This is a genomic window from Paraburkholderia sp. C35 (genome assembly GCF_003121405.1).
Classification (GTDB): Bacteria; Pseudomonadota; Gammaproteobacteria; order Burkholderiales; family Burkholderiaceae; genus Paraburkholderia.
In genome coordinates, this window is the sequence record NZ_QBUY01000190.1 from 1 (window position 1) to 8,443 (window position 8,443).

The 8,443-nt window shown below is 60.9% G+C and carries 6 protein-coding genes and 2 pseudogenes; 4 read left to right on the forward strand and 4 right to left on the reverse strand.

The window, feature by feature from the left end:
• Positions 1-243: 243 nt before the first annotated feature.
• Positions 244-1,392, reverse strand: coding sequence for a branched-chain amino acid ABC transporter substrate-binding protein (locus DK391_RS43295; RefSeq protein ID WP_109484152.1), 1,149 nt, complete (start codon positions 1,390-1,392; stop codon positions 244-246).
• A 146-nt stretch (positions 1,393-1,538) separates the two neighbouring features.
• The gene (pruA, locus tag DK391_RS43300; RefSeq protein WP_109484153.1) at positions 1,539-3,146 is read right to left on the reverse strand and encodes an L-glutamate gamma-semialdehyde dehydrogenase; all 1,608 of its coding nucleotides are present in this window, start codon (positions 3,144-3,146) and stop codon (positions 1,539-1,541) included.
• A gap of 70 nt (positions 3,147-3,216) precedes the next feature.
• On the opposite strand from pruA, the gene DK391_RS43305 reads away from it, so the two are divergent.
• Positions 3,217-3,951 carry a GntR family transcriptional regulator gene (locus DK391_RS43305; RefSeq protein ID WP_239483117.1) on the forward strand — a complete coding sequence of 245 codons (735 nt, stop codon included), beginning with the start codon at positions 3,217-3,219 and terminating at the stop codon, positions 3,949-3,951.
• Positions 3,952-4,550: 599 nt separating this feature from the next.
• On the opposite strand, the gene DK391_RS43310 is transcribed toward DK391_RS43305, so the two are convergent.
• On the reverse strand, positions 4,551-4,775 hold the full coding sequence (locus DK391_RS43310; protein WP_109484155.1) for a hypothetical protein: 225 nt from the start codon (positions 4,773-4,775) through the stop codon (positions 4,551-4,553).
• Positions 4,776-5,037: 262 nt separating this feature from the next.
• Between DK391_RS43310 and DK391_RS44745 the strand changes: the two genes are divergently transcribed.
• Together DK391_RS44745 and DK391_RS43320 are read left to right on the forward strand one after the other, a co-directional pair.
• Positions 5,038-5,439, forward strand: coding sequence for a hypothetical protein (locus DK391_RS44745; RefSeq protein ID WP_162601067.1), 402 nt, complete (start codon positions 5,038-5,040; stop codon positions 5,437-5,439).
• Between the two features lie 158 nt (positions 5,440-5,597).
• Positions 5,598-7,388 carry a serine hydrolase domain-containing protein gene (locus tag DK391_RS43320; RefSeq protein ID WP_109484157.1) on the forward strand — a complete coding sequence of 597 codons (1,791 nt, stop codon included), beginning with the start codon at positions 5,598-5,600 and terminating at the stop codon, positions 7,386-7,388.
• Positions 7,389-7,628: 240 nt separating this feature from the next.
• Here the strand turns inward: DK391_RS43320 and DK391_RS43325 are convergent.
• Positions 7,629-7,843, reverse strand: a pseudogene (locus DK391_RS43325) (IS5/IS1182 family transposase); the annotation flags it as partial.
• A 501-nt stretch (positions 7,844-8,344) separates the two neighbouring features.
• Between DK391_RS43325 and DK391_RS45550 the strand changes: the two are divergent.
• Positions 8,345-8,443: pseudogene (locus DK391_RS45550) on the forward strand (short-chain dehydrogenase); the annotation flags it as partial.

Genomic DNA, 8,443 nt, shown 5'->3' on the forward strand with positions numbered 1-8,443 from the left:
CATACGCGGCCGGGTCGTGGGCTCGGAGATGTGTATACCAGACAGCACCGACACCGACACCGTTCGCGCGAGAGATACCTCTACCTCCCTGCGTTCTACAAGTACTCGATAAAAAACGAGCCTCATGTGCAACCATGAGACTCGCGAAATCGGCGCAACACAATCGAAAGAGGCGTTGCAATCGCTTGCCCGCGCCGCGGCCTGGGACCAGGCCCACCTGTACCTTTTGCCCCTAAGCGGGCATTACTTCGTGCCAACGGTTTGCAGCGCCGTCCACTTGCCGCCGGATACCTTGTAGACCGTCACGCCGCCGTACTTCAGATCACCGCGATCGTCGTAGGCGAGTTCGTTGGTGGTCACGCCCTTCATCTGCGTGGCCTTCAGCACCGGAAGATAGACCTTTGGATCGACCGAATCGGCTTTCTTCATCGCGTTCAGCACTGCCGTGGTGCCGTCGTAGGCGTACGGCGAATACAGTTCGACCGGGTTGCCGAAGCGCTTCGTGTAATGCTCCACGTACGCCTTGCCGCCCGGCATCTTGTCGAGCGGACTGCCACCCGACGACGCTAGCGCGCCTTCCGCGGCCGGACCTGCAATCTTCAGCAGTTCGTCGGAGTGAATCATGTCCGGTCCAATCAGCGTGCTCTGGATCGCCAGTGAACGCATCTGTTTGAGGAACGGCGCAGCTTGCGTGTCCGCGCCACCGTAGAAAATCGCGTCCGCATCCGACTGTTTGATGTGGGTCAGAATCGCGCGGAAGTCGACCGCTTTGTCGTTGGTGAATTCCTGCGCCACCACCGTGCCGCCAGCCGCTTTGACGGCCTTCGCGAATTCTTCGGCGACGCCCTGGCCGTAGGCGGTGCGGTCGTCGACGATCGCGAAGCGCTTGAACTTCAGATCCTTCACCGCGTACGTGCCGAGCACGCCGCCTTGTTGCGAGTCCGACGTGACGAGGCGGAAAGTCGTCGCAAAACCTTGCGCCGTAAAGGCCGGCGCGGTGGCCGTCGCGAGTTCCGGAATGCCAGCCCTGGCGTAGATCGGCGCGGCCGGAATGCTGGTGCCCGAGTTGAAGTGGCCGATCACGGCGGCCACGCCGTCGTCGACCAGCTTTTGAGCGACGGTCGTCCCGGTGCGCGGATCGGCCTGGTCGTCGGCGGCGTCGAGCACGAAGTGCACGGGCTTGCCGCCAATTACCGGCTTGGTCGCGTTGAAGTCCTCAATCGCCAGCGTCACGCCGCTGCGGAAATCCGCGCCGTAATGCGCCTGGCCGCCGGTCAGCGGTGCGGCGAAACCGATTTTCACATCCTGCGCCTGAGCCAATGCGCTCACGCTGGTCGATCCGAGCGCGGCCGCGGCCACGGCCAGCGCGATGTGTTTAAAGCCCATGCTCATCTGATGCTCCTCTTTTCTCGTGGAATGGCGCGAGACGTCCCCCGCCGCGTGGAGCCCACGCAGCGTCCGTCCCGCTGTTGCAGTCACTTCTTCTTGCTCTTCAGATGCGGCGCTTCTTAAACCGCGCCGCTTGCATCGACGCGCACTCAGGTCATATGCGGATAACCGTATTGGGTGGCGGGTACGTAAGTTTCCTTGATCGTGCGCGGCGAGACCCAGCGCAGCAGGTTCAGCGCGGAGCCGGCCTTGTCGTTGGTGCCGCTGCGACGCGCGCCGCCGAACGGTTGCTGACCGACCACCGCGCCGGTCGGCTTGTCGTTGATATAGAAGTTGCCTGCTGCGAAGCGCAGCGCGGCACCCGATTCGACCAACGCCGCGCGATCCTGCGCAAAGACCGCGCCGGTGAGTGCGTACGGCGACGTCTCATCGACCAGCTTGAGTACCTCCGACCATCGCGCATCGGGATAGACATAGACGGACAGGACCGGCCCGAAGATCTCTTCGCGCATCGTGACGAACTGCGGATCGTTGACTTCGATCACTGTCGGCTGCACGAAATAACCGGTACGGTCATCCGCACCGCCGCCGGCCACGATCGACGCGCCGCCACTTTGCCGCGCTTGCGCGATGAAGCGGGTGATCCGTTCGTAGGCATTGCGGTCGATCACCGCGCCCATGAAGTTGCCGAGATCGGCGACGTCGCCCATCTTGAGGGAGGCGATGTCGTCGGCGAGGCGCGCTTTGACGGCAGGCCACAGCGATGCAGGCACGTAAGCGCGTGACGCGGCGCTACACTTTTGTCCTTGATATTCGAATGCGCCGCGCAGCAACGCGATGCTGAGCGCAGTCACATCGGCCGACGGGTGCGCCAGCACGAAGTCCTTGCCGCCGGTTTCGCCAACCAGCCGCGGATAGCTGCGATAGGTCGGCAGACGCTCGCCGGTAGCGCGCCACAGCGAATCGAACACCGCTGTCGATCCGGTGAAATGTAGTCCGGCAAACGCCTCCGAACCCAACACCACCGACGACACCGTCTGCGCCTCGCCTGGCACGAAATTGATAACACCTGGCGGCAGGCCGGCGGCTTCCAGCAACTGGAACACGAAGTAATTGCTGAGCGCAGCCGTAGCGGCAGGCTTCCAAAGCACGCTGTTGCCCATCAACGCCGGCGCGCAAGCCAGATTGCCGCCGATCGCCGTGAAGTTGCACGGCGTGACGGCAAACACGAAGCCCTCCAGCGAACGATAGTCGAGAACGTTGCGCATACCGGCCGGCGACATCGGCTGGTCCTGCTGCAAGTCGCGAGCGAACGCGATGTTCCAGCGCAGGAAGTCGATCAGTTCGCACGCCGAGTCGATCTCGGCCTGGTAAGCGGTTTTGCTCTGGCCAAGCATGGTGGCCGCGTTCAGCTTGGCGCGCCACGGGCCGGCCAGCAGGTCGGCGGCCTTCAAAAACACCGCTGCGCGGTCTTCGAACGACCACTGCGACCAGTCGCGTTGCGCGTCGGTGGCTGCCTTTATGGCGGCGGCGACCTCCTCGCGGCTCGCCTGATGCACGTGCGCCAGCGTGTGCGCGTGATCGTGCGGACACACCACAGCTTGCGTCGCACCGCTCGTCAGCCGTTTGCCGCCTGACACCACTGGAATCCTGACCGCCTCGGCGGACTGCTGTTCAAGCGCGCGCACCAATGCCGAGCGCTCGGAGGAGCCGGGTGAATACGCTAAGATTGGTTCGTTTTTGGGTGCTTCGAGCATGACTGTGCAAACCTTGGGCTGAAGGCGAATTGGATTCAAGTTATAAAGAATTTATCCACTGGCATATGAATTGGATCCAATCGTAGCAGCCCGCAATTTTGACGACAACCTTTTTCGTCGGTCGGCTTACGACCGGCTTTTGCTTATGACGACAGTGCAGGCCAAGGCAGATCAGCGTTCGCTGCCGCAGTCCATTCGGGATCAATTGCGCGATGAAATCCTGCGGGGCACGCTCCCGCCGGGCACGCAACTCCGCCAGGAGAATCTGGCTGAGCGTTTTGGCGCGAGCCGGATTCCGGTGCGCGAGGCGCTGCGGCAACTCGAAGCGGAAGGATTGGTGAGCTATCAGCTCAACCGCGGCGCGGTGGTGATCGCGATGTCGACCAAGGAAATCTGCGAACTGCTCGACATCCGCGCCGCGCTGGAGAGTTACGCGGCGAAACTGGCCGTGCCGAACATGGTGGCGGGCGACATCGAGTTGATGAAGCGTATTCTGGCTTCGTACGACGTGGCCACGACCCCGGCCGAATGGGCCGAATGCAACCGCCAGTTCCACTTGGCGCTGTGCGCGCCGTCGAACAACGAGCGCCTCAAGAATATGATCGAAGAGTATTGCCTGAGCACGACGAACCGTTACCCGCACCTGCGCATGTCGCTCGACACGCAGAAAGACGACGTCCAGCGCGACCATTATCAGATCGTCGACGCCTGCAAACGTCGCGCTGTCGACGAAGTCGTCACGCTGCTCGAGCAGCACATTCTGGAAACCAAGCGGGAAGTCCTGGCCGCAGCGCGCTTGGCATAGTGGCGCTCCGTCTCAATCAGTTCCACCAGTACGACGACAATGCCGGATTGGCACGAGAACCCGTGCGAGAAGGTATAAGAGGATTAAATTCTGCACGCGTTGCTAAGAGCCGCGCTGAAGAAAGTTGCAGTAAGCGGACTTCATGCATCTACCAGCTTGGCAAAGGAAGGGCTGACGTTGTCGTCCCACGTCTCGACGGATACCTCAGAGCGACACAGACATGCTATAGGCTCCGGGCTACATCGCCTCCTTGCCGAGCAAGGTGACGTGACGACGCTCGACTGTCGAATACTCTAAGCCGGGTATGCGATGGTACGCGCCTTCTTATCTTCCGCTAAAGGGCAATGGAGTTTCGGTTAGGACGCTGAAAAACATTGTGAACGAATGGCCGATTAGCTTCGTGACCGGCCCTCGCTGGCATTGTCGGTCCTAGGTCCCCTGAGGGTCGGCTACGGAAGTTGAGGGGTGGCTCGGCGCCGCTTGATTAAAGGCGAACTTCGAACTGCTGGGATCGGCCGTGAAAAGACGTTCGCAAGCAATGAGGCCTGGACATTCAGGCGTTCCGCTGCGCGCCGGAACCGGACGCAATCACCCACGGTTTAGCCAACATCTCCCGTGCCGATGATGGTGTGGTCGATGAGATGAGAGAGGGCACCGTCCCATGCGTAGCGATTTTCCTGGCATTGGTTTGCGTCGAGGTTTTCCCAGACGCCAACGACGAGACGACTGTCCGGCTGATAGTCGACGGTGAGTTTATAGTTGCTCTCACCGCCAGGCGAGAAAGTTTGGACCTTCCCCCTTGCAACTTTAGCTGCATAGGTCATTCGGCAAATTGTTCCGCAGCCTATCGAGTTCGCAAATAGCTTCTCATCCCAACTGCGAAGCGATTTAACAATCGACTATCACGATGCGATCCGGCTGATAAAAAGGCATGCAAATCTTTTCGGCCCGTCGTATATTCCGCATCGGCGGCATGGATATTTCCAGAATGGCTTCTGATCAATGCCCGCGTGATGCAGCTTTCGATCCATGGTAGTCAGATCCGGCGATCCGGAAATCATGCGATGCGGTACGGAGGAAAGGACCATGACGGTTTTCCGCCTGATTTTCCACATTCCAAAGCAGGTTGTCGTCCGGGCTTTACGTCTATCGGGCGCGTGGATCGCCATGCTGGCTTGTGATGCTTTACGGTCTTCATGCGGTGGCGCTTCGATCACCGCTAATCCCGCTTTCACCAACATCGCACGTTCTGAGTCCGAACAGTTGCTCGCCAGTTCGCTGACGCCGGGAGCGGTGATCCATGTGCAAGCTCTCCAAGGCGACTGGCTCGAATCTTTCGGTACCGCCGAGCGTGAGACATCAACGCCGGTTTCGGTCGACGCGCATTGTCACGTCGGCAGCATCGCGAAGATGGGTACGCACTACGGACATACCGGGCAGATCCCCGGCTTCAGCACGTTCATATGCCACGATCCGCTGACGGAATAGCGAAAATCGTGGTAACAGCGCTGGAAGCGGTGAAGTAATCGATACGTCATAGATACCTAAGCGACGACGAGGAGACGACTGTGGCCAAACTGGGTGAGGACAACAGAAGCGTTATCAGTGCTGGGCGCCGGCATTTTCTCGGATACACCGGCGCCGGCATGCTTGCGACGGTGCTACCGGGTTGCGGCGGCGACAATAGCAAGGGGGCGCCATACCAGCAAACTGTTGCGATGGGTCAGCAACTGATCCAGGCGGCGGTCGGCACCGGCAAGGATCAGGTCGCGGCTGTCTCCGTCGCGATGGTCAAGGGCAACAACGTGGTCTGGCAGCAGGCGTTCGGCATGGCGTCGGTGCCCGGCCAGATCAAGGCGACGCCGCAGACGCGCTTCAACATCGGTTCAGTGAGCAAGCTCTTTCCGGCGCTGGCCGCGTCGATCCTCGTCGATCGCGGTCTGATCGCGCTCGATACGCCGATCGTCAAATATCTGCCCAGCTTCACGATGCTGTCGCCCGAATACGCGCAGATCACCACGCGTCATCTGCTGTCGCACGCGTCGGGTCTGCCCGGTACGAACGGACGCAATCTGTTCACCTTCCAGCCGGTGGCCGGCTACGCCGCCGACACCCAGGCCGAACTCGCCAACTCGCACCTGAAGCATCTGCCCGGCGAACTCGCGGTCTATTGCAACGACGGCTTCACGATGGTCGAGCAGATCGTGCTGGCCATGACCGGCCAGAGTTTCGCCGACTTCGTCACCTCGGCGATCCTCACGCCGCTGAAGATGACCAACTCCAGCTATCTGACGAGCGTGCCCGGCAGCGGTGCGTTCTCCCTGCCGTTCGTCAACGGCACGCAATACCAGGAGTTCGTCAACGCGTACGCGACGGGCGGCCTCAGCGCGACGCCCACCGACATGATGAATCTCGCGCAGATGCTGTACGGCGGTGGCGTGTTCCAGGGCCAGCGCATCGTCTCGGCGGCCGGCATCGCGCAGATGGGCACCGACCAGACGACGAATCTGACCATCAACCCATCGCCGGAATGGCGCTGGGGACTGGGCTGGGACTCGGTGCTGCAACCGGCGCTCAACGCGGCGGGCGTGCTCGGCTGGGAAAAGGACGGCGGCACCGCGTTCTATTCGACCGAGTTCTTTGTCGTGCCGCAGGCGCAGCTCGGCTTGCTGGTGACCGGCAATTCGGGCTATCCGGCGCGCACGATCGCCGAAACGCTGGTGCTGTCCGCGTTGCGCGAGGACGGCACGATCGCCGCGCTGCCTGCCAAGGTCAGCACCAGCGCTCCGGCGTTGGCGTCGGGTCCGGGTGCGGCGAGCGGCGCGGGTATCTACGGCAACTCGGATTCGCCGTATCAGGTGATCGCCGGATCGGACGGCGGGTTGCAGCTAAACCAGTGGGACGCCGACACGCGCGGCTGGGAAGCCGTTGGCACATATCAGTACCGCAGCGATGGCTGGTGGTGGAGCAGCACGGATACGGCGTCGTACCGCTTCACGGTCGTCTCGGGCAATGACAGCGAGGGCAATCCGTACAGCTACCGCTATCTGATGAAGCGCGTCGTGCCGGGGGCAGGCTACGCGTATCTGACGCTGCCGGTCGGCCAGCAGCTCGCGGCTGCTGTGCCGCTCGACAGCGCATGGCAGGCGCGCGTCGGCACTCAATGGACACTCACCAACGATGCGCCGTCAGCGGTGCCGATCGTCGTGCTCGGCAATCCGCCGGCCTTCTTCACCACGCTCGCCGAGTTGCCAGGCTACGTGCTGTACGGCAATTCAGACCTGCGCTACCAGTTGTTCGTGCCGGTCAGCGATACGCTCGGTGGTATGTCGGTAAAGATACCGGGCAATTTCGGACGTGATCTGTACGAGATCCGCTTCGCGTCGGCGAGCGCGACGTCGCTCACGCTCGGCAGTTCGATTTACGCGAAGCTTTGACGGACAGCGCGCAACATCTGCGCGGTGGCTGAAGGCTGGCGCTTTATATGGTCGACCACAGTTCTGTCTCCAACGCGTGGTCGGACTGCTTTGACTCGCTATCACTCGGGCGAGCTTCCTGGCCTTGTCATGCGCAGGAAAGCAAAGCTGAGCACGACTGCCCGATGTGACCGTTTGCCTTTCGTCGATGACTCTAACTCTTCGCTCAAGACGGCGGCTAGAGGGTATCCGGTTCAGTTACCCGTAGATGTAGATCCTAAGCGGCACGCCAGGATGTAGGACGGGCGGCCGGTGATTGCGGGAGTCGTACCGTTGAAACCAAGATCGTCACGGTCTAACTCTTCGACAATAGCGTCTATGACCCTGATCGGATTGTCCTGTCCGACATAGTCCTCGACGCAGGCGGGAAGTAGTGCGACCTGCTTATGGTCATCGCCTTCAACGAATCGCTTCATGAGTCATCCGGTCTCAGTACGTTGATTCAGTCTAGGCGATCAATGCGTTTTCACACACGCTCGGTCGGCGACGGAAGTTCGAGGGACGGCTCGAGAACGCGCGATGATCGGCGATCTACGAACTGCCGGGATCGGCCATGATCCGCCACTCGGGCTCTTGCCACGAATGGTAGCTTCGGGAGCTGTATCGGACTGCGCGCACTGCAGAGGAAGAGTACCGTCCGCATTAAATATCTGCGTTTCCAAGCGAGCGGTTGTCCGGGCTTTTGCTTCGCGCGACAGCATTGAGTCGATGGCATGCAGCGTTGCAAATTGGTGGCTAGCGCATCCTGCTGCGCTGTTCGAGCCGGATTTATCTTGCGAGACGCAACAAAGTGTTGTCGAATTCCGGGCTGTAAACTGTGCAATTGCACATTATGATGCGTTCATCAACTCTTGCTGCTGTCCGCGATCGGTAGCAGCAAGGGGGTAAGCCACCACTTCTCTATCTGGAGTTTCATCATGAACGTCAAAGGTTCAGTTATATTTGTTACGGGTGCAAATCGCGGTCTCGGTCTGGCATTCGCTCGCGAGGCAGTGGCACGCGGTGCGACGAAGGTT